Raw genomic sequence first — 17,779 nt, 5'->3', positions numbered from 1 at the left:
TTACTTTATGAAATAAATCGACTTAAATCAAACTCTTCTTCAGAGTCATCCTGAAATCTCTCCGAACTGAGAAATAATAATATTCGCTCGGAATAGTCTACAGCGCCCCTGAGTTCTGTTTGTAGTATTTCGAGTCCACCATTAGCATATTCTTCAAATGTAAAATTACGTCGCTCATTATTATTTTCTTTTTGAAAAGATAAAAATTTTATATCTTGAGTTTCTGTAATTGCTAATAAATTTATTACCGTATCGTATCCTCTGACAATAAACTGTTCTTGAGGAATTGGAGATGGTTCTCTTTTAGAAATTTCTCCTAAAGGTACTCGCTTTTTATGCTTTGCACCCAAAGCAGCTGCAAATACGATTACATCAGCAAAAGTTTGGAAAGGCCCAGTTCCACCATCTGAGGATATTAAAGCTTTGACTAAATCTGCTTTGTCTTTAGCAACCCTGATTCTGCCAGTTTCAGCCATGATGTTGATATCTACTTTGTTGCCATCTTAACCGAAGCCAAAAGCGATCGCACTCATAAGCTCATTATTTTATACCAAAGACTGTTCAGCAAAGTTTGTTTTGGGGCGATCGCACACTTGCCATATTAAATAAAAATAACCTTGAGCTAGAGTAATGTCACAAATAGCTGTCGTTACTAACGGCTTACCAGTTATAACTACATCAAAAGCCGTTCTTAAGAACATCGACGCGTTTGTTCATAACGTTTACTCTTGTATAAAAAAACTAAAGCTGTTCTTAATACAACTTAAGTTGTTTTTATGGATGGGGAAGCTGTTGTTAGAAACTTTTACTTTTATATAAGAAAAACTAAAGCTGTTATTAATACAGCTTAAAGTGTTTTTATGAATGGGGAAGCTGTTGTTAGAAATGTGGAAGCTGTCTTTATGAACGCTAAAATTTTTTGTCATTCATGTTGAAGTTGTCGTTATAACACTTAAATTGTCATGAATAGCGATCGCTCCTATAACCAAATTATTTTATACCAACTACAAGAGCGATCGCCCTGAAGCAGTGCAAGGATTATAGGACATCTGCATCACAACAAAGCCGTAAGCGATCGCCCGTCTTAGTCACAAGTCCCACGCTCGGATAACAAAACGTCTTAAAACCTTCTGTCGTCTGCCTTCTGCCTTAAAGTGCGTAACTTTCAACGATCGCCAAAAGCTGACAAGAACCATAACTTAGTTTTATTTGCAGGGATGGCTCCGGGTGATGGTGTTAGCCATGTGACGATTGGCAATTTAGTACTACTGAATATGCCTATTTTGGAAGAAGCTAGTTGTGAAACTTATACGTGGATTGTTCCACAAGTAGAAGGAAAATTTCCTAAGTAAGTCGGTGAAAATAAACCTAGCTATGTAACAGAATGTAAAATCGATATAACCCTTGCGATTGCTTCATTCTACTTCGTTCCATTCGCAATGACATAGCGTGAATTATTTCAGCCGTTCTACTTAATCCGAGATTTGGTCATTCAACTATACAGTTCGATCGTCAAATGATTGTCTATGGTGGCTTATGGATTGACACTTATACTGGAAATCATAGCTATGATAATGACGTATATATTCTTGAACTCTATAACTGAAAGTTAACTAAAAATATACTTTTATATTGGTTATCTTAACTGCAAGTTAAAAGCGATCGCCAGATGAACTATGTACCTGGATGTTTGCTGGCGATCGCTATCTTTAACAATAATTTATTATATAAATTAGGAGATGATGCTTAGTTGACATACAGCCAATAAGGTTGCGATCGCCCAAAAGCAACGACTGAGTTGTGCCCAATTGCCAAAGCTTTGCAAAAAAATTTTGGAGAAGATAACTGTTAAAGGCTATCTAAATATTGACTTTGAAAATTATATTCCTCACACATGATGAACTTACTACAGACAATTCCGGTGTTGATTTTCGGGACTGGCTTGGCTGTCCTTTCTCCGCATCTTTGTGCAGCCTTTTCCATTCCAGAAGTAACTAATATTGCCCAAGCATCAAGCAATTTGCCAGTGGTCAAATCAGCAGGACTGTCACCCGATATGGATGTGCCTTGGTCAAAACCTGTAAGAATTGTTGACCCTTTTGAAGGGGAGTTTGTGGGTGTCTTCGACCGCAATACACTAGGTGGACGTTTATACCGTGAGGGTTCCAAACAAATTATCAGTTTGTGGACTCGTTCAAGTATTCGAGTACTCGTAACAATAAATTCGGCTCAAGCTGAGTCTTTTTTTTACACCGCAGGACGTGTGTATCCTAGACCCGATTATCTTAAGTTTGTTACTACCAGGAAAGTCACCAAACTCTTACTCAAAGTTGGGCAACAGGTCTTTCAATTAGATGGGTCAGGCGGCACGTTTGCTGTCAGTAACGAGTTAGCCACTGCTTTAAAAAATGCTCCAGATCAAAATCTAGACATCAGATTACTGTTGGAAGGAGGTCAAACTGTAGATAGCGAAATTGGGAAAGGGACGGTGAAAGCGTGGCGAAGCGTTTACTAAGCAAAGGCAAGTTCGTTAATTAATTACTTAATTCTATTTTTTAATTAATTTTATATCTCAAGGAAGATGATTTCAATTTCTAGACCTCTCTTAAGGCAAATAGAATTAAGTGAAGTTAAGGAGTAAAATATCTGAACAAATTAAAACTTACTTTACTCAGAGCAAATATATGTTGAGTATACTTTGGGGCATTGTTGTTGTATTGATTGCTTTTTGGGCATTAGGATTGGTACTTCATATTGCCGGAAATTTAATTCATGCAGTGTTGCTTTTAGCCATTGCTCTTGCTATCTACAATTTTTTGAAAACGCGTGATGTGTAAATAACTCCTGACACATTTATGACTTTCAACTGAGTCAGTTAAATTTAGATATATCAGCTTGAGATTTAAGAGTAAATTCCCTAAAAGAATTTCACCACTAAAGCTCTTAATTTGTGCTGATACTTTTCTTAATAATGAATCAAGTAGATGCCCATGTTGTTCAGCCTTTGGTGATGGGTCAGCTATTTGGATTCATTGGTGTGCTGCTTGCCGTGCCTGCGGCAGCAGTGATAATTGCACTTATTAATGAGTTTACGCCTGAAGAACCTGCTTTAGAGCAACTAGGAATTCAAAGTATAACAAATGTTAAATCGAACGACTAAATGAGCAATTTTCTAGCAAATTTCCGATCCAGCTCGTATGCTATAAATACAGCGTTTTGTAAGTACACGAGGTACACCCCTCTCTAACCCTCACGCCACTTTGCTCAAGTCGGGAAACATAATATGTTCTGTCATTGCGAGGAACAAAGCAATCCCAGTCTTTGCGATTGCTACTCTGCGAGAAGGCTCTGCCTACGTCGTTCCTCCTCTTTACGAGACGCTACGCGAACGCAATGACATCTTACATTTAATTATGTCTACCTGACTTGAAAAAGGCAGAGGGCAGATGGCAGAAGGCAGAAGGAAAGAAAGTTTTTTCATCTGTCCTGGTGTATGTAGTTCATGACGGCTACTTACACAAAGGAATTAGAGTTCCTTAAATAATTTTGCTTAATTAGTGAGTTAATTATAACTACTGAATTTTTAATATGATAAAACCAATTAATACAGCAAGACCTAGCGCTCTGCGAAAATAATTAACGCCTTGAAATAATTCCAGCCACGCCCAAGTAAACAACGAGCCATCTGCCACTACGTTTAACACTGTATTAATTGTGCCATTTGTAAAAATTAGAGCTAGTAAACTAGTTACTATCCAAACAATAAGCGGTGGGTTTGGCATCTGAGCTATAACAATATTGCCATTGCTATCACGGAAAGTTTTATCAACGAGTGTATTTTCCATTTCAATTACCACTAAGCTAAAAATTATTAATTTGCAAAAACTTCTGGCTAGTTTATTCAGAATAAGCTTAGATTTAATTGCAAATTATTCAATAACATTAAAACATTCAGATAAATCTGTTTTCAAGCATCTAATTACTGAGATACAGGCGGTAAAGCATACTCATATATGACTATATTAAAAGGCATAGTCAACAGTACTCATTGAAATCCCGTTCCATCAAAATCAATCGCAGAGGGTCTAAATGAACGTACCATGGCAAAGGTTGGTCTTTCATGATTGCCCATTTTTCTTTGAACACTTCTGCTTGCAGATGATAATCATTAGAATTGCTATGAGCGGAATGCAGTTTGAGAAACAGCGTCATTCGGTGGGGTGTTTCGCTAGTCCTGACTAGCCAACAGGGAAAGGTATTGTCTTGGGATGAGTCATTAGTAAAGATTAGCTGATGGGCGCGAATTCCCACAGAAGATAATTGGTCGGGAATTGGTTGAATAACTCGCAATCTACAACCCCAATCAACAGCCTCCACCTCTTGAACTGCTTTGACGACAGCGCCTGAAAAGTTCTTGCAACCTGTTAATTGAGCAACGCTGACAGTAGCAGGACGCTCAAAGATATCATTTTTAGAGCCATACTGAATCGCCTTACCCTGTTCCATGACTAATAGATTAGTGCAAACTCGGTAAGCCTCTTCCATATTGTGGGTAACAAACAGAGTGATACCTTGGTAAGAGGTTAGTATTGCCACCATTTGCTGCTCTAGTTGACTGCGTAAGTGGGTATCCAGTGCGGAAAATGGTTCATCCAACAATAGCACTTCTGGCTGACTGGCTAAAGCTCTCGCCAATGCTACCCGCTGCTGCTGACCCCCAGACAGTTGGTGTGGATAGCGATCGCCTAATCCTGATAACTGTACTGCTATCAGTTGGGCTTCCACCTGTTGCTTGATAGCTAATTTTGAGAGTTGTTTAGGTAAACCGAAAGCAATATTTTGAACCACAGTCATATTTGGGAACAGAGCATAGTTCTGTACTAAAAGACCTATGTGGCGATCGCGGCTAGGAATATTAATTCCCTGTTGCGAATCAAACAATACCCGTCCATTCAAAACAATGCGACCTTTAGTCGGTGTTTCTATCCCTGCAATACAGCGCAAAATCATACTCTTGCCAGCGCCAGAACCCCCCAACAATCCTAAAGGCTGCTCATTAGCAGCGAACGCAACTTTTAAATGAAAACTAGGAAGTATTTTTTCAATATCTACCAATAACCCCGACTCAGAAGTAGCTTGCAAAGTGTAGGATCGAGAAAAAATTTCCCCCCCAGCCTCCCCTGCTCCCCCTGCTCTTGCCTTCTCCCTGAATTCTTGCCAAAAATTAACTCCAATAATTCCAGATAGAGAAATTACCATAATAGCGATCGCCCAGAACCAAGCTTCATCCATTGCTCCGGCTTCTACCGCGAAATAAATCGCCATGGGAATTGTCTGGGTTTGTCCGGGTATGTTACCAGCAAGCATCAAGGTAGCACCGAATTCACCCAAGGCGCGAGCAAAAGCTAGAGTTGTGGCAGCTACAATGCCGGGAAGCGCTAGAGGTAAACTGATGCGCCAAAAGATTGTCGATTCAGTCGCACTCAGGGTTCTGGCTACTCGCAGCAGATTTTGGTCAATTTGTTCAAAGGCTCCCAGCGCTGTTTTATACATTAGCGGGAAGGCAACAACTGTTGCTGCGATCGCTGCACCATACCAAGTGAAGACAATGCTGAAGTCAAAAGACTGCATCAGTTTCCCAGCCGGGCCATTCTTGCCAAAAAAGACCAGTAGTATAAAGCCGACAACTGTTGGCGGCAAAATTAGAGGAGCGACAAATAGACCTTCAATTAACGACTTGCCTTTGCCACGATATCTGAGCATCCAATAGGCAGCAGCAATACCAATAAAAAAAGTAATAAATGTAGCTAGTAACGAAGTCTTAAGCGATATCCAAAGTGGAGATAAATCTTGTGGCATAGTCAAAAGGCAAGATTTAATAGTTAGGAGTAGAGAGACGCGATTATACTCTTACGAGAAGCCGCTCTTACGAGCGTCTACGCGTCTGTACAGGAGTTAGAAGTAGAGACGCGATTAATCGCGTCTGTTGTCAGTTGTAATTTTTCTCCCCCAGCCTCCCCTGCTCTCTATTTAGCTTCCAGTTACTGTAAATCCCTGCTTTTCAAACACTGTTTTGGCTTGATTTCCAGATAAAAATTGCACAAAATCTTTAGCAGCATCGACATTTTTACTGTTTTTAAGAACCGCGATGGGATAGACAACGGGAGAATGAGTGTTTTCGGGTGCAGTTGCCACAATTTTTACTTTCGGAGTACTTTTTGCATCTGAAAGGTACACTATTCCAGCGTCAGCATTTCCCGATTCGACGTAGTTAAGGGCTTGCCGAACGTCTTTGGCGTAGACAGTTTTGCTTTTAATTTGGTCAAAAATTTTTGATGAAGTCAAGACTTGCTGGGCATATTGTCCAGCTGGAACGCTTTTGGGTTCACCCAAAGCAATTTTCTTCACGCTGGGCTTGGTTAAGTCTTTGAAGTCAGCTACAACTGTGGAATTTTGAGGTGTAATTAACACCACCTGATTTTTGAGCAAGTCCTTGCGCGTACCATCGAGCAAAAGCCCTTTTTTCTGTAATGCATCTACTTGTTTAGTAGCAGCAGAAATGAAAATATCAACTCCTGCACCCTGTTCAATCTGTTGTTGTAGCGCACCTGATGAGCCAAAATTGTAAGTCAGTTTAACGTTTGAATTTTGGTTTGCATACAGTGGTTTGATTTCTTCCATTGCATCTTTGAGACTGGCAGCAGCTGATATAGTCAAAGTTGCAGACTGAGATGCTGGACTAGTAGTTGAGGATTTAGGTATAGTTGTTTGATTACAGCCGACAACCAGCAGCAATGAGAGGCAGACCCAACTCAAAAAAGCAAAGATTCGTTTATTGTTGATTGGCAACATCACAAACATTTTTTCTTAATTCACCAACTACCAACTATTAAAAAAGTTGGTAATAAACAAGGAATAGATGCAGAAGTCTAATTAAAACTCAGAATTCAAACAGCTAAAAGCTTACAGATAGTTCTTAAGGCAAAATAAACCCATATTTTTTAAGTACATTTTTTGCTTGTTCGCCAGATAAAAACTGAATAAATTCTTTAGCTGCTTGAATATTCTTGCTACTCTTGAGTGCTGCAATGGGATAGACAATTGGAGAGTGATATTTCTCATCAGCAGCAACTACGACTTTTACCTTGTCAGAAATTTTAGCATCGGTCAGATAAACTAAACCTGCATCAGCATTGCCGCTTTCTACTGCTGCTAAAACTTGACGCACGTTGTTAGAGTAGACAAACTTGGGTTTTATCTGCTCGTAAATTTTTAATTTCTGCAATACTTGCTCGGCGTATTGACCAGCAGGCACGCTTCTCGGTTCGCCAATAGCAATTTTCTTAATTTTGGAGTCCTTGAGATTGTATAGGCTGGTAACGCCGACAACATTCTTAGGCACTATCAAGACCAGACGGTTTTTTGCCAGGATACCGCGAGTGCCTGGAACTAGCTGCCCTTGTTGCTCTAAAGTATCCACCTGTTTTTTGCCAGCAGAGATGAAAACATCAACTGGCGCACCCTGCTGAATCTGTTGCAACAATGCACCAGAAGCTCCAAAGTTATAGTTAATATTAATATTGGGTTTACTTTGTTGGTAGAGAGGTTTGATTTCTTCCATCACATCTTTCATACTGGCAGCGGCAGACACAAGCAAGTTTGCATCTGCTGCTGCTACAGGGTGGAGATTAACTAAAGGCAACCCAATTGCTAGCATTAAGCTAGCAAGTGCCATACCAATAGAGGTAATAAATTGTCTTCTTTTCATGAAAAATCACTCAAATTGTCGCTTGGTAAAATATTACCAGGACTACCAAAAATTTACCAATTACATTGGTAAATTTATGTCAGGAAAAGCACACGGCTAGTAGAAGCATTTGACAAAAGACGCAAAATATGAAGGTTGCGTTGGCGAAGCATCTAGTTTGAAGATATGAAGGCGATCGCCATAATTTATTTTTAGTTATGTCAAATTTATGAGTCATGAAGATAGACAATCATTGCCATGTCAAACTATCTGCAACGACTGTGCTTTTCATGTCAAGGTAGAAGGAGCGATAGAGTGTATTCACCCCGACGAATTAGAAGTTATTTGTTCTACTATTACTTTCTGCAATTCATTCCAACCAGCACAAGAAATTGACAGTCCTTGTGTGTCCTTTGGCAATGATGAGGAGGGATGAGGGAGCAGGGGAAGCAGAGGGAGATAAAAGTATTAACTCTTGTACAGACGCGATTAATCGCGTCTGTACTCCTGCCTCCTAACTATTTTCCAGCCAATCGAGTCATTTCAAACAATTGTTGAGCATTGTTTCCTAAAAAAGCATCAAACAGCTTTTGCATTTCTGGTTCCGCTTCTACCATATAGCGCTGGGCGATTTCATAGTAGGCGTAAGTCCAAGGAATTTGAATTTCTTCTCTACTAACATCATCCAGTACTGTCACCATTTCTTTTACTGCTTGAGTTGCAGTTTGTCGCAAACCACAGGCAACATTACCCTCTATTTCAGCTTTCATCGGTACGCCCAAATTAGCTAAACCACGAGCAGTAGTATCTATATCTGGGTATTGTGGCGTGTTCTGGCGGTTAACATAGCCTGTAAAGTGATTGACAGCGTAACCGTGCAACAGCACCCAAGCACCGTACTGAGTAACTTGATTCACCTGTTCCACAACAGAACGCAAGGGAGGTTGCCAAGGACGAGTAAAGATTTTTTGAATATCGTTAATATTGAATTGAAATAGCGGTGTCTTGAAGCTGAGTAAATCAGCACTTGTTACTGTTTGATAGATGAGTTGCACAATATCAGCAGGCAATTTATCTACAATCAATTCACTAATAAACAGCTTGGGTAAATCAAATTCCTCTTGCTGCGGATGTTGATAGTGACGGGCATAAAGATAAGTTTGAGGAAAAATATATTCCCCAGCCGCTTCGTAACCAAAAAATTTGGCAACTCGTTCGAGATAATTAATACCTAAATTAACTTCTCCCTGCGGACTATCGGCAGTGATACGCAAAGACCGAAAAGCAATATGGTCATTGGCAACAGTGCCACCCGCAGCAGTAATCATTTGCTGGTAGGTGCGAGCGTAATTTACTCTGGCACTGTATTCTTGCCAAAGTAATTCCCAAAAATCGCGGACATGTTCTGGAGACATAAAGCAGAGAGTGATAGATGACGATTTTTCAGAAATTCTCACGCACAGACAACAAAGACGCAGAAAAATTTTCTGCGCCTTTGCATGAGATTTAAAGTATTTCTACTAACACATCAGAGATGATATCTAAAGCAGTTTTAATTTGCTCGCTGTCGATAACTAGAGGCGGACAAAAACGAATTGCTGCTTTACCGCAACCCAGTAATAACAGACCCCGCGAAAAAGCTTCTTGGATGATGCGATCGCGCAATCTGCTATCATAATTGCCTTCTTCATCTAATAAATCTACTGCAACCATTAAACCCTTACCTCTTGGCAGGGAAACGCTAGGAAATTTTTCATGTAACTGAGTCAGACCGGCTTGTAAAAATTCTCCCATTCGGGAAGCGTTCGCCATCAAGCCGCTTTCTAACAGTCGCAAAGTAGCAATAGCAGCAGCACAAGCTACAGGATTACCGCCAAATGTGGTAGCGTGGGCACCAGGAGGCCAAGCCATTAATTCAGACCGGGAAAGAATCGCTCCTAAAGGCATCCCACTAGCAATACCTTTAGCAGTGGTGATGATATCAGGCATCACACCCCAATGCTCGATCGCAAACAGGCGACCTGTCCGCCCCATGCCAGCTTGCACCTCATCTACCACCATCAGAATGCCATAGCGATCGCATATCTCGCGAATTCTCTGTAAGAAGCCATCTTCCGGAACGATATAGCCGCCTTCACCTTGAATTGGTTCGACTACGATGGCTGCGACTTCATGGGGTGGCAAGATGGTTGCAAACAAGTTTTTTTCTAAGTAATCGAGGCTAGCGTGAGTGCCGTAAGGAATATGAGTTACTCCAGGAACTAAAGGGCCAAAATTAGCCCGCTGTACTGCTTTGGAACCTGTGAGCGACATTGCCCCATAGGTGCGTCCGTGAAATGCTCCTAAGAAAGCTACAATTAGCGATCGCTTGGTGTAGTATCGAGCTAGTTTGATGGCTCCTTCGTTAGACTCTGCCCCAGAGTTGGTAAAAAATACTTTTGCTGGAAACGCATGATTACCACTGGGAAAAGGGGCACGCAAAGCTAATTGTTCTGCGAGTTCCACCATCGGTTCGTAGTAAAAATCAGTCCCCGACATGTGCAGAAGCCGCGCCGACTGTTCTTGAATTGCTCTAACGACTTCTGGGTGGGCGTGTCCGGTGGCGGTGACAGCAATACCCGCTGTCATATCGAGAAATACATTACCATCCACATCTTCCACCATACAGCCTTCACCACGAGCCACAACTAAGGGATAGTCGCGGGTGTAGGAAGGAGAAGTGACTGCGCGATCGCGTTCTACAATTGCTTTAGCACGAGGACCGGGTAAGGATGTAACCAAGCGAGGCACACTAGGTAAAGGTAAGTTAATGGGGATACTTAACATATTTTTTGAAGATTGTTGTCAAATTATTGATGATTAAACTGTCAGGTGCGAATAGTTACAGTAACATTTGATTCTATTCATGTAATATTTACGCATTGACAGAAAATCAGATTACTCCCCACTCCCCAACGCCACTTTCACTAAGTCAGCAGAACTGCCGAACGCAGTGGCTCCTTCCCGTTTTAAATACGAGATTTAAAAGTACATACGTAATTAGGGGTGCAAGAGTATAATGCACTGTTAGGCTAGTTAGCCCCCTAGAACTGGACAAGGTATTATGCCCAATTGTATACATGGTTGACACATTGTCAAGTTAGTATCGTTCAGATATTCAGCAAGTGTAATTATTATCAAACATCAAAAACTTTTCCCAACATATGAGCATCCAATTCAACCACAAAATTCGCCTCACACTAGGTATTGCTACCTTCTTACTTGTTGGTTTCGCTAGTAGCTATCTATATAATACTCAGACAAAAAATAAACAACTAGTTCAACAACATCAGGCTGCACAAAATTTATCCTTTACTCAGCAGGAAAATTATAACCCACCTCAATCACAAGTTACCCCAGGTTCAACTCCAACTACTCGTATACCTATCACTTTTCAAAATTCTTTGATTGCTTCTCAAACATCTAATGAAAATACAAGCAAACAAAATACACCTACCTCTGATAAATATGCGGCATCAGTACCTGTAACTTATCCAGTCATTGACGAGTGGCAAAAGTATAAATTCAGCATTAGTGGCAATAAAATTTTAACTACCGGAAAATTGCCTAGTGCTAAAGTTAATTTTAATCAAACAGATTTATTGACTGTTCTTATCAATACCAGAAAATATTTTCAAGACTATTCTTCGGAAGATCCAGATATTCAACGTAAGGGAATTTTGGGCACTCAAGGAGTGACTGTACAAGATATGCTCAGAACGTTGGATTTCATGATTGTTACTTTGCAAGAAGATATTGCCAATCAGCGAACTACTCGTTTACAAGATCCTAATTTTATCAACAGCAACTTCAAAGTCATTAAATGGTCTGCCTATAACCCTAGCAACCAGAAGCAGGACAGATTGCGAATTACCAAATATGCTGTTTTTACTCATCCAGGTTCTCATAAAAAAACCTCTACTTTTAACACACCAATCTACAGTTTAAAAGAAACAGCTAGTAATGATAAGTTCTACACCAGATATACAAAGCAGGATGTTTTATCTGGTATTTATGAACCAGGTGGTAAAGAATTTGGAAAAGTTCAACCCCTCGCTTATTTAACACGCGATGGCTTAGAAGAAGCTTTAATGGAAGGAACAGTACTGATTAATTTTACAGATGGTTCTCAAGCATTTTTTAACGTAGATAGAAATAATGGTATGTCATACGTTCGCGGATTAAAAGCCACAGCACAAAAGCGCTATTGGTATTTTAAACAGGTTGATGCGATTAAAGGCTATGGATATAAAATAGATGCAAAAATTTCCATTAAGCCAGGAGTAACTTTTGCTGGAGATGTGCTGAATATTGGCTTAGGGAAAGTGATTGTAATTGAGCATACTCAAAGTGGACGCAAACGCTTGCAAATGGGAGTCATTGCAGATACAGGCGGAGCATTTTTACCGAATCTTTATCAACTCGATTTTTTGGCAGGTATTTTTCAGAATAAAAAAGATTTTCAGCAGCATATCAGACATCTGCCTGAATATGCTACAGCTTACGTTTTAGTGAAAAAATAAATACAGCAGAATTCAGGAGTCAGGAGTCAGAATTCAGAAGTAAAACAGGCTTTATGCCTAGCTTTTAGACCTAGGTTGCGTACTTCACTCAGTTAAAATCCGCTGTAATGCTCTACTAACTATTTACAGCAGATTGCAAGTTAATGGAGTACACTCCTCCCCAACCCTCACGCCACTTTGCTCAAGTCGGGAAACCCGCCCACACAAGTGGCTCCCCTTGGTAAGGAGAGGGTACCCGATAGGGCGGGTGGGGTAATGTACTTCATTTAGATGAAAAGTGCTGTATTTGCCACATTCTGATGGTTTTATCAGAACTTCCACTGGCGAGAAACTTACCGTTTGGACTAAGGGCAACAGAATTCACCGTTTGTGAATGTCCAGTGAGTGTTTGCAACAGTTCACCTGTAGAAAGCCGCCAAATTTTGACTGTTTTATCGGCACTACCACTAAATAGGGTTTGTCCATCGGCACTAACAGCTAAGGATTTCACTTCGTTGACGTGACCAGTCAGAGTATAAAGAAGTTTACCTGTGATGAGATGCCAAATTCTGATGGTTGTGTCGGCACTGCCGCTAAAGAGGAGTTGTCCATCAGGACTCATGGCAATTGATTTGATCTCTCCGTCGTGACCGTTGAGCGTGCGTAACGGATCGCCGGTGCGTGGGTTCCACAACCTGATTTTGGTATCAGAACTGCCACTGGCAAGGATGGTAGCGTCGGGGTTGATAGCTACGGCATGAACAGCGGATGAATGCCACAGAGTACAAATGCGATCGCCTTTGTAAAGATGCCAAATTTTAATTTTATTACTGCCACTAGCGAGAATCTGCCCATCTGGGCTAATTGCTACGACATTGACTGGTTTTTGATGCCCTAAGAGTGTGTGGAGTAATTTGCCTGTTTTCAAATGCCAAACTTGGACATTACTTCTGGGGTGTTCGCAGCTGCCAACGACGAGGAAATTACCATCGGGACTGACGGCAACGGATGAAACTTCTCCGATATTTCCTGCAAGAGTACGGATAAGAGTACCAGTGTTAATCTGCCAGACATTGATGGTTTTATCTGCACATCCGCTGACTAAAATTTCACTATCAGGACTAATGGCAACAGATACAACTCGATCTGCATGTCCAGCTAGGATGTAGCTGATATCTGGGGATTCTAAGGTGAGTTTGTATTTGAGAATGGCAATGGCATCTAAAAGTTTGTCTACATTCAGAATATTTTGGCGATCGCCCACTGCCGTAAAATATTCTTTTAACTTTTGGATATATTCCTCATCTTCTATTTTGATGGCTGACTGCATCGCCTCTAAGGGATTAGCAAATTCTTGGGGAGAGACTTGACGCAGTTCCAACCATGTGTATATAGAATATTCGATTTGTTCGTCTGCCCAAGCGCGATCGGGTAAATTAGATAAACTTTGAGCTAGCTGCAAAGCTAATTCTGGAATCCAGTAGCGTCGCTCGTTTTCTAAAGCTTGGTAGACTTGTTTGTAACCTGTCGCAATTGCTTGCACTGATTGCAAATCAAGTGCATCTTTGAGCATACCTGGTAGCAACTCTGGTAACAATGGAGGTACATCATAATGCACTAAATGATAAGCATCTGCTACCCAAGCAGCAACTAGACAGTGACAGGAAATCAATACTTGGCAAAGTTTTTCAAAATCTTGATGATTAACTTGATATTGTAAGGATAACTTACTAATATCAATACCCTTATCTTGCCATTTTTCTGATTTTTCTAAAATTGCTAAATTGTAAACATTATCTCTACCTAATTGATTAATGTCTTCTAAATGTTCTCCCAGCGCTAACAATTCATCTCTAATTTTCTTCCATTCTAAAGCGCGACTTTTGGCAGATTCCTGAACAATTTCTCTGTAAGGTAAACGAGCAATAGTTTTGTAGTAATATTTTTCTTGTCCTAATCCCCAATAAGCTATACGGAAATTGAGATAATCTCCATCATTTTCTGATTCTAAAATTAAAATCGGTTCTGTCTTCAACGCACCAAACAAAGCTTTGATACTAGATTCGCTATGAAAACGCTTACTATCCCAAGCTCCAGCTAGTAATTCTGTGGGTCTGCTTGGACTTTGCAGTGAATAATACTTGTTAATAAATTCTCGTAAACCTTCGGCCAATATTAACTCTATTTCTGAAGTTCCTTCACTCCTATGGTCGAATCGATCAAACTGTACTTGTGGAGGAGCTAGAAAAATTTTCAATGGACTGCGGTCATAATTAGTACGCTCTAAAATTTGCGAAGGATATAACCTTAAAGGCCAGCCATCAAGAATTTTGTTAACTTCTGGTAATTTGAGTGCTGTATCTCTCTTTTGGTTGACTATTTGTAATTGTGTTTCGCGGTGATAAATTGCTAATTGCTGTTGCAGAAGTTTTTCTTTTTCCAGTCCTCCTGGCAAATAAGTATTTATATTAGTTGAAATATTGACAGATTTGGCAAATTCTTGAATAGCTTTAGGAAATTGGGAACTAGTTGTAGCTAAACTTTCTTCTGTTCTCTTTTGTATGAGAGATACAATTACAGGCGCAAACTCTAGCACCAATTGAATAAGTAATCTTAACCCTTGCTCCATAAGGAGATTCCTGTTAAATAACACTAATACTGTGCTGCAAAGATAAATAGGAACTTGTCACTAGCTACTGCCTAGACTATCCCTACTTTGTCCACTCTTGCCGTCAATCGAGAAAACTACTAGCCATTGCCCATGGTACTACTTTCAGGGTACATCTTTGGGAAGAGAATAAAAAAGTCAATTACGAATTTTGCTCAACCAAAGTATCAAAGTTCACATTTTAATAATATTCTCAATTAGCTTTATTACTTACTTTGCACTAAATTGCAGAGTATCATAGCTTAACTAAATACAAAAATTGAGTATATTTTTTGTCTAAGAGGATGTTTTAAAAGTTCTCTTATAAATAACAAAACGTTTTAGATCGGGAGCATCCCAAATGTGTAAAAATAAAGTAAAATAATTCGCAATTATAACTTGCGAAGTACAATCGAAAGGGAGTTGGTGCTACTTATCCTTTGGTGGATGCAGGAAGCCATTGAGATAGGCACAACGCACAGACAGAATATATGGTATGTTTTCGTAATTCCAGCAAGCTTTTTGCCCTTTCCTATCCGTCGAACTCACGTTTTTTTACCAGATATACTACCAGAAAAAGTCTATAAAGATGACGCTATTGTTACTAAGTATTTAGATGGTAAGCCTGTAAGTTCTTTGTCACAGCCAGCAGTGATGGCAATTATGTTAGAACAACTCGATCTGCAAAGGGGCGATCGCGTCTTGGAAATCGGTGCAGGAACTGGTTATAATGCTGCACTCATAGCCCATGTTGTTGGTGAAAGCGGTCAAGTAATTGCAATTGATATTGATGAAGATATTGTCCAAGCTGCTCAAATGCATCTAGCAGAAGCTGGCTTTGAGCAAGTAAAAGTTATCTGTGCTGATGGCAGGTTTGGTTATCCCAGCACTGTACCATACGATCGCATTATCCTTACGGTAGCAGTATGGGATATTGCGATCGCTTGGCAAGAAAAATTAAAACCCCAAGGAAAACTTGTTTTACCCTTAACTCTCAAAGACGATATCCAAATCATCATCGCTTTTGAATGAGCTGATGGCTATTTGGTCAGCGTCTCAACTAGCAATTGCGGTTTTATGAAACTCCATGATGCTTTTGCGAACCTCAAAAAGTTCAAAAGGCTCAGAATAATATCTCTTTTCGCTTCAAGAAACTACTTTTTCAAGCCGCGCTGGCTCCTCCGCAGGTGACTGCGTTAGCGTCAGCGGTAGCGACGTTAGGAGTGTCACCCGAAGGGGGACACAGAGAGTTATTTCTCTATGTTTCCCTCATCACTCCATACTCAGCTAGAAATTGCGCCAATGTTGAAAATTAATCTGTTTTCTAGCTTGATATTCCATTAAGGCACCTGAAGTAACTACAGTTCGCCCATTTTGTCTTCGAGTGGGAATTTGTCCTTTTTGCAAAGCCATATATAGACTACTCTGGTCTACACCCAAAAACCTAGCTGCTTGTACAAGTGAAATTCCTGGTCTGAGCATATTCTGTCTTCTTCTGTTTCTAGTTGATGAGCGGTATAACATGGCCAAATGTAAATCAACTACTACAAAAAATCTCCATCACAGAAATGCAGAACTAGCCAATAGTTTTTGGATAAGTAATCTTTACCTACCTGTGCTACAGGAACAGATATTGAGAACCTATCAGCGCGACACCATTACTACTTTAAAGAAAAGTCGCAACTCTAGTTATATGCAAGTCTAATTAGATTTGCATCTAATCATACCAGACTCTAAAGAAATAATTAAGACATTGAGAAAATATTAAAAAAGTATAATAATTATTTACATAAGTTAATAATTAATTAACTAACCTATACCTCTCATTCATGGTTACATTTCTTGTCTACTGTTATTTAGTACAAAATTTTACAAATATAAAAGCCTACTAGTCAGCCAATCAAAGTTGCTAGCTACTCAATTTTCCCCAGTCGCGTTACCAGGATTTCATTTAGTTTATTGAAAATGCTGAATTCATCACCTGCTGACAGTTCTACCTATATCCTTTGCTGCTACGTTAACGTAACTAATCAGATTCAGGTTGCTCGAATCTCTAATATTCCTGGTTGGTACTTTGAGCGTGTTGTATTTCCGGGACAACGTCTTTTTTTTGAAGCACCACAAGAGGCACAGATGGAATTCCATACCCATGTAATAGCCAGTGCTGTACTCTCAGATCGGATTCCTTGTGAACGCCTGCAAATTGACTGTGGTGTAGACGAGCAGCTAGTTGCCAGACATCGCCTTTTAGTTTCATCCGTAAAATAGATACAAATAATCTTAAGCCAGACGTGCATGAGCCAAGTCACGAATTAATGGGACTCTGGAATGAATGTAAGCTTTCATGGTGTTGGTTTCTTCACCTGTAAGTAGCTTATCTTGTTCGACCTGTCTCAATAACTGCTGAATCAGTTCTGCATCACTGAACCCTAGAAGGACACTGGCCTGGGTTTGCTCAATTACAAACCAAAGATGACGTAATACTGAATAGTTCACAGTACATACCCTCATTACAACTACTCGTCGTTTTTTTTGCTCCGTATCACAGTGGAGCTATAAACAATCTAAAGAAAATCTTAAAATGTAAAAACTCAAAAAAACCTAAAGTAAGCAAAACTTAACTAATTAGATAGTAATCTACACAGTATGTGATAAATTGTATAAGAACTGACAGCAAGCGGCTTCCTGAGGATACCTTTCTTTTGTCACTCTCGGAAAACAATAATCGAAGCAAGATTCTGAAACTTTGATTGAGTCAAGCTTTGAGCCTTTATTTTCTAACAGTAACTAAAATTTATAGCCAAAACTTAGAAATTAAAGCCTCGAAAGGCTTTCAGCGATTGG

18 protein-coding genes and 1 pseudogene are annotated in these 17,779 nt (G+C 39.9%); 8 read left to right on the top strand and 11 right to left on the bottom strand.

Features of this window, described 5'->3' with window-relative positions; all coding sequences use genetic code 11:
• Positions 1-5: 5 nt before the first annotated feature.
• Together RMY31_RS32320 and RMY31_RS32315 are read right to left on the bottom strand one after the other, a co-directional pair.
• Positions 6-476 (bottom strand): DNA phosphorothioation-associated protein 4, encoded by a 471-nt coding sequence (locus RMY31_RS32320; RefSeq protein ID WP_322662448.1) that lies wholly within the window; start codon positions 474-476, stop codon positions 6-8.
• A gap of 69 nt (positions 477-545) precedes the next feature.
• Positions 546-701 carry a hypothetical protein gene (locus RMY31_RS32315; RefSeq protein ID WP_322662446.1) on the bottom strand — a complete coding sequence of 52 codons (156 nt, stop codon included), beginning with the start codon at positions 699-701 and terminating at the stop codon, positions 546-548.
• A 453-nt stretch (positions 702-1,154) separates the two neighbouring features.
• On the opposite strand from RMY31_RS32315, the gene RMY31_RS32310 reads away from it, so the two are divergent.
• From RMY31_RS32310 to RMY31_RS32295, 4 genes are all read left to right on the top strand, one after another.
• Positions 1,155-1,352, top strand: coding sequence for a hypothetical protein (locus RMY31_RS32310; protein ID WP_322662444.1), 198 nt, complete (start codon positions 1,155-1,157; stop codon positions 1,350-1,352).
• A 542-nt stretch (positions 1,353-1,894) separates the two neighbouring features.
• A complete protein-coding gene (locus RMY31_RS32305) occupies positions 1,895-2,515 on the top strand; it encodes a hypothetical protein (RefSeq protein ID WP_322662442.1) in 621 nt (206 codons plus the stop codon).
• Positions 2,516-2,684: 169 nt separating this feature from the next.
• Positions 2,685-2,837 (top strand): lmo0937 family membrane protein, encoded by a 153-nt coding sequence (locus tag RMY31_RS32300; protein ID WP_322662440.1) that lies wholly within the window; start codon positions 2,685-2,687, stop codon positions 2,835-2,837.
• A gap of 134 nt (positions 2,838-2,971) precedes the next feature.
• Positions 2,972-3,160: a hypothetical protein gene (locus tag RMY31_RS32295; RefSeq protein ID WP_409879042.1), complete on the top strand. Its 189-nt coding sequence runs from the start codon at positions 2,972-2,974 to the stop codon at positions 3,158-3,160.
• 412 nt (positions 3,161-3,572) lie between these two features.
• Here the strand turns inward: RMY31_RS32295 and RMY31_RS32290 are convergent, their stop codons facing one another.
• From RMY31_RS32290 to modA (RMY31_RS32275), 4 genes are all read right to left on the bottom strand, one after another.
• Positions 3,573-3,845, bottom strand: coding sequence for a hypothetical protein (locus tag RMY31_RS32290; protein WP_322662436.1), 273 nt, complete (start codon positions 3,843-3,845; stop codon positions 3,573-3,575).
• Between the two features lie 190 nt (positions 3,846-4,035).
• Complete coding sequence (gene modB, locus RMY31_RS32285; RefSeq protein WP_322662434.1) at positions 4,036-5,859, bottom strand: molybdate ABC transporter permease subunit; 1,824 nt, start codon at positions 5,857-5,859, stop codon at positions 4,036-4,038.
• A gap of 171 nt (positions 5,860-6,030) precedes the next feature.
• The gene (modA, locus tag RMY31_RS32280; protein ID WP_322662465.1) at positions 6,031-6,852 is read right to left on the bottom strand and encodes a molybdate ABC transporter substrate-binding protein; all 822 of its coding nucleotides are present in this window, start codon (positions 6,850-6,852) and stop codon (positions 6,031-6,033) included.
• Positions 6,853-6,976: 124 nt separating this feature from the next.
• Positions 6,977-7,768, bottom strand: a complete 792-nt coding sequence (gene modA / locus RMY31_RS32275) for a molybdate ABC transporter substrate-binding protein (protein ID WP_322662425.1) — start codon at positions 7,766-7,768, stop codon at positions 6,977-6,979.
• A gap of 208 nt (positions 7,769-7,976) precedes the next feature.
• Between modA (RMY31_RS32275) and RMY31_RS32270 the strand changes: the two genes are divergently transcribed.
• Positions 7,977-8,183, top strand: coding sequence for a hypothetical protein (locus tag RMY31_RS32270; RefSeq protein WP_322662422.1), 207 nt, complete (start codon positions 7,977-7,979; stop codon positions 8,181-8,183).
• A gap of 82 nt (positions 8,184-8,265) precedes the next feature.
• Here RMY31_RS32270 and RMY31_RS32265 read toward each other — a convergent pair whose 3' ends face one another.
• Together RMY31_RS32265 and RMY31_RS32260 are read right to left on the bottom strand one after the other, a co-directional pair.
• Positions 8,266-9,162, bottom strand: coding sequence for a DUF1338 domain-containing protein (locus RMY31_RS32265; RefSeq protein ID WP_322662420.1), 897 nt, complete (start codon positions 9,160-9,162; stop codon positions 8,266-8,268).
• A 91-nt stretch (positions 9,163-9,253) separates the two neighbouring features.
• Positions 9,254-10,573 (bottom strand): acetyl ornithine aminotransferase family protein, encoded by a 1,320-nt coding sequence (locus RMY31_RS32260; RefSeq protein ID WP_322662418.1) that lies wholly within the window; start codon positions 10,571-10,573, stop codon positions 9,254-9,256.
• Between the two features lie 377 nt (positions 10,574-10,950).
• Here RMY31_RS32260 and RMY31_RS32255 point away from each other — a divergent pair, with 377 nt between their 5' ends.
• Positions 10,951-12,309: a hypothetical protein gene (locus tag RMY31_RS32255; RefSeq protein WP_322662416.1), complete on the top strand. Its 1,359-nt coding sequence runs from the start codon at positions 10,951-10,953 to the stop codon at positions 12,307-12,309.
• 262 nt (positions 12,310-12,571) lie between these two features.
• Here the strand turns inward: RMY31_RS32255 and RMY31_RS32250 are convergent, their stop codons facing one another.
• Positions 12,572-14,917 (bottom strand): WD40 repeat domain-containing protein, encoded by a 2,346-nt coding sequence (locus tag RMY31_RS32250; protein WP_322662414.1) that lies wholly within the window; start codon positions 14,915-14,917, stop codon positions 12,572-12,574.
• 444 nt (positions 14,918-15,361) lie between these two features.
• Between RMY31_RS32250 and RMY31_RS32245 the strand changes: the two genes are divergently transcribed.
• Positions 15,362-15,967 (top strand): methyltransferase domain-containing protein, encoded by a 606-nt coding sequence (locus RMY31_RS32245; RefSeq protein ID WP_322662412.1) that lies wholly within the window; start codon positions 15,362-15,364, stop codon positions 15,965-15,967.
• 255 nt (positions 15,968-16,222) lie between these two features.
• Here the strand turns inward: RMY31_RS32245 and RMY31_RS32240 are convergent, their stop codons facing one another.
• On the bottom strand, positions 16,223-16,417 hold the full coding sequence (locus RMY31_RS32240; RefSeq protein ID WP_322662410.1) for a helix-turn-helix domain-containing protein: 195 nt from the start codon (positions 16,415-16,417) through the stop codon (positions 16,223-16,225).
• Positions 16,418-16,900: 483 nt separating this feature from the next.
• Between RMY31_RS32240 and RMY31_RS32235 the strand changes: the two are divergent.
• Positions 16,901-17,143: pseudogene (locus tag RMY31_RS32235) on the top strand (DUF1830 domain-containing protein); the annotation flags it as partial.
• 72 nt (positions 17,144-17,215) lie between these two features.
• Here RMY31_RS32235 and RMY31_RS32230 read toward each other — a convergent pair.
• Positions 17,216-17,431 carry a hypothetical protein gene (locus RMY31_RS32230; protein WP_409879038.1) on the bottom strand — a complete coding sequence of 72 codons (216 nt, stop codon included), beginning with the start codon at positions 17,429-17,431 and terminating at the stop codon, positions 17,216-17,218.
• Positions 17,432-17,779: the final 348 nt, after the last annotated feature.

This window comes from Dendronalium sp. ChiSLP03b (assembly GCF_034531165.2).
GTDB classification, from domain to species: domain Bacteria; phylum Cyanobacteriota; class Cyanobacteriia; order Cyanobacteriales; family Nostocaceae; genus Dendronalium; species Dendronalium minutum.
This window is presented reverse-complemented; position numbering and strand designations above follow the sequence as displayed.

Coding starts and splice junctions, on each gene's coding strand:
- modB (WP_322662434.1), bottom strand. CDS start 5,859: ATGCCACAAGATTTATCTCCACTTTGGATATCGCTTAAGACTTCGTTA.
- RMY31_RS32270 (WP_322662422.1), top strand. CDS start 7,977: ATGAGTCATGAAGATAGACAATCATTGCCATGTCAAACTATCTGCAAC.
- RMY31_RS32255 (WP_322662416.1), top strand. CDS start 10,951: ATGAGCATCCAATTCAACCACAAAATTCGCCTCACACTAGGTATTGCT.
- RMY31_RS32305 (WP_322662442.1), top strand. CDS start 1,895: ATGATGAACTTACTACAGACAATTCCGGTGTTGATTTTCGGGACTGGC.
- RMY31_RS32250 (WP_322662414.1), bottom strand. CDS start 14,917: ATGGAGCAAGGGTTAAGATTACTTATTCAATTGGTGCTAGAGTTTGCG.
- RMY31_RS32320 (WP_322662448.1), bottom strand. CDS start 476: ATGGCTGAAACTGGCAGAATCAGGGTTGCTAAAGACAAAGCAGATTTA.
- modA (WP_322662425.1), bottom strand. CDS start 7,768: ATGAAAAGAAGACAATTTATTACCTCTATTGGTATGGCACTTGCTAGC.
- RMY31_RS32260 (WP_322662418.1), bottom strand. CDS start 10,573: ATGTTAAGTATCCCCATTAACTTACCTTTACCTAGTGTGCCTCGCTTG.
- RMY31_RS32290 (WP_322662436.1), bottom strand. CDS start 3,845: ATGGAAAATACACTCGTTGATAAAACTTTCCGTGATAGCAATGGCAAT.
- RMY31_RS32295 (WP_409879042.1), top strand. CDS start 2,972: ATGAATCAAGTAGATGCCCATGTTGTTCAGCCTTTGGTGATGGGTCAG.
- RMY31_RS32300 (WP_322662440.1), top strand. CDS start 2,685: ATGTTGAGTATACTTTGGGGCATTGTTGTTGTATTGATTGCTTTTTGG.
- RMY31_RS32265 (WP_322662420.1), bottom strand. CDS start 9,162: ATGTCTCCAGAACATGTCCGCGATTTTTGGGAATTACTTTGGCAAGAA.
- modA (WP_322662465.1), bottom strand. CDS start 6,852: ATGTTGCCAATCAACAATAAACGAATCTTTGCTTTTTTGAGTTGGGTC.
- RMY31_RS32240 (WP_322662410.1), bottom strand. CDS start 16,417: ATGCTCAGACCAGGAATTTCACTTGTACAAGCAGCTAGGTTTTTGGGT.
- RMY31_RS32315 (WP_322662446.1), bottom strand. CDS start 701: ATGTTCTTAAGAACGGCTTTTGATGTAGTTATAACTGGTAAGCCGTTA.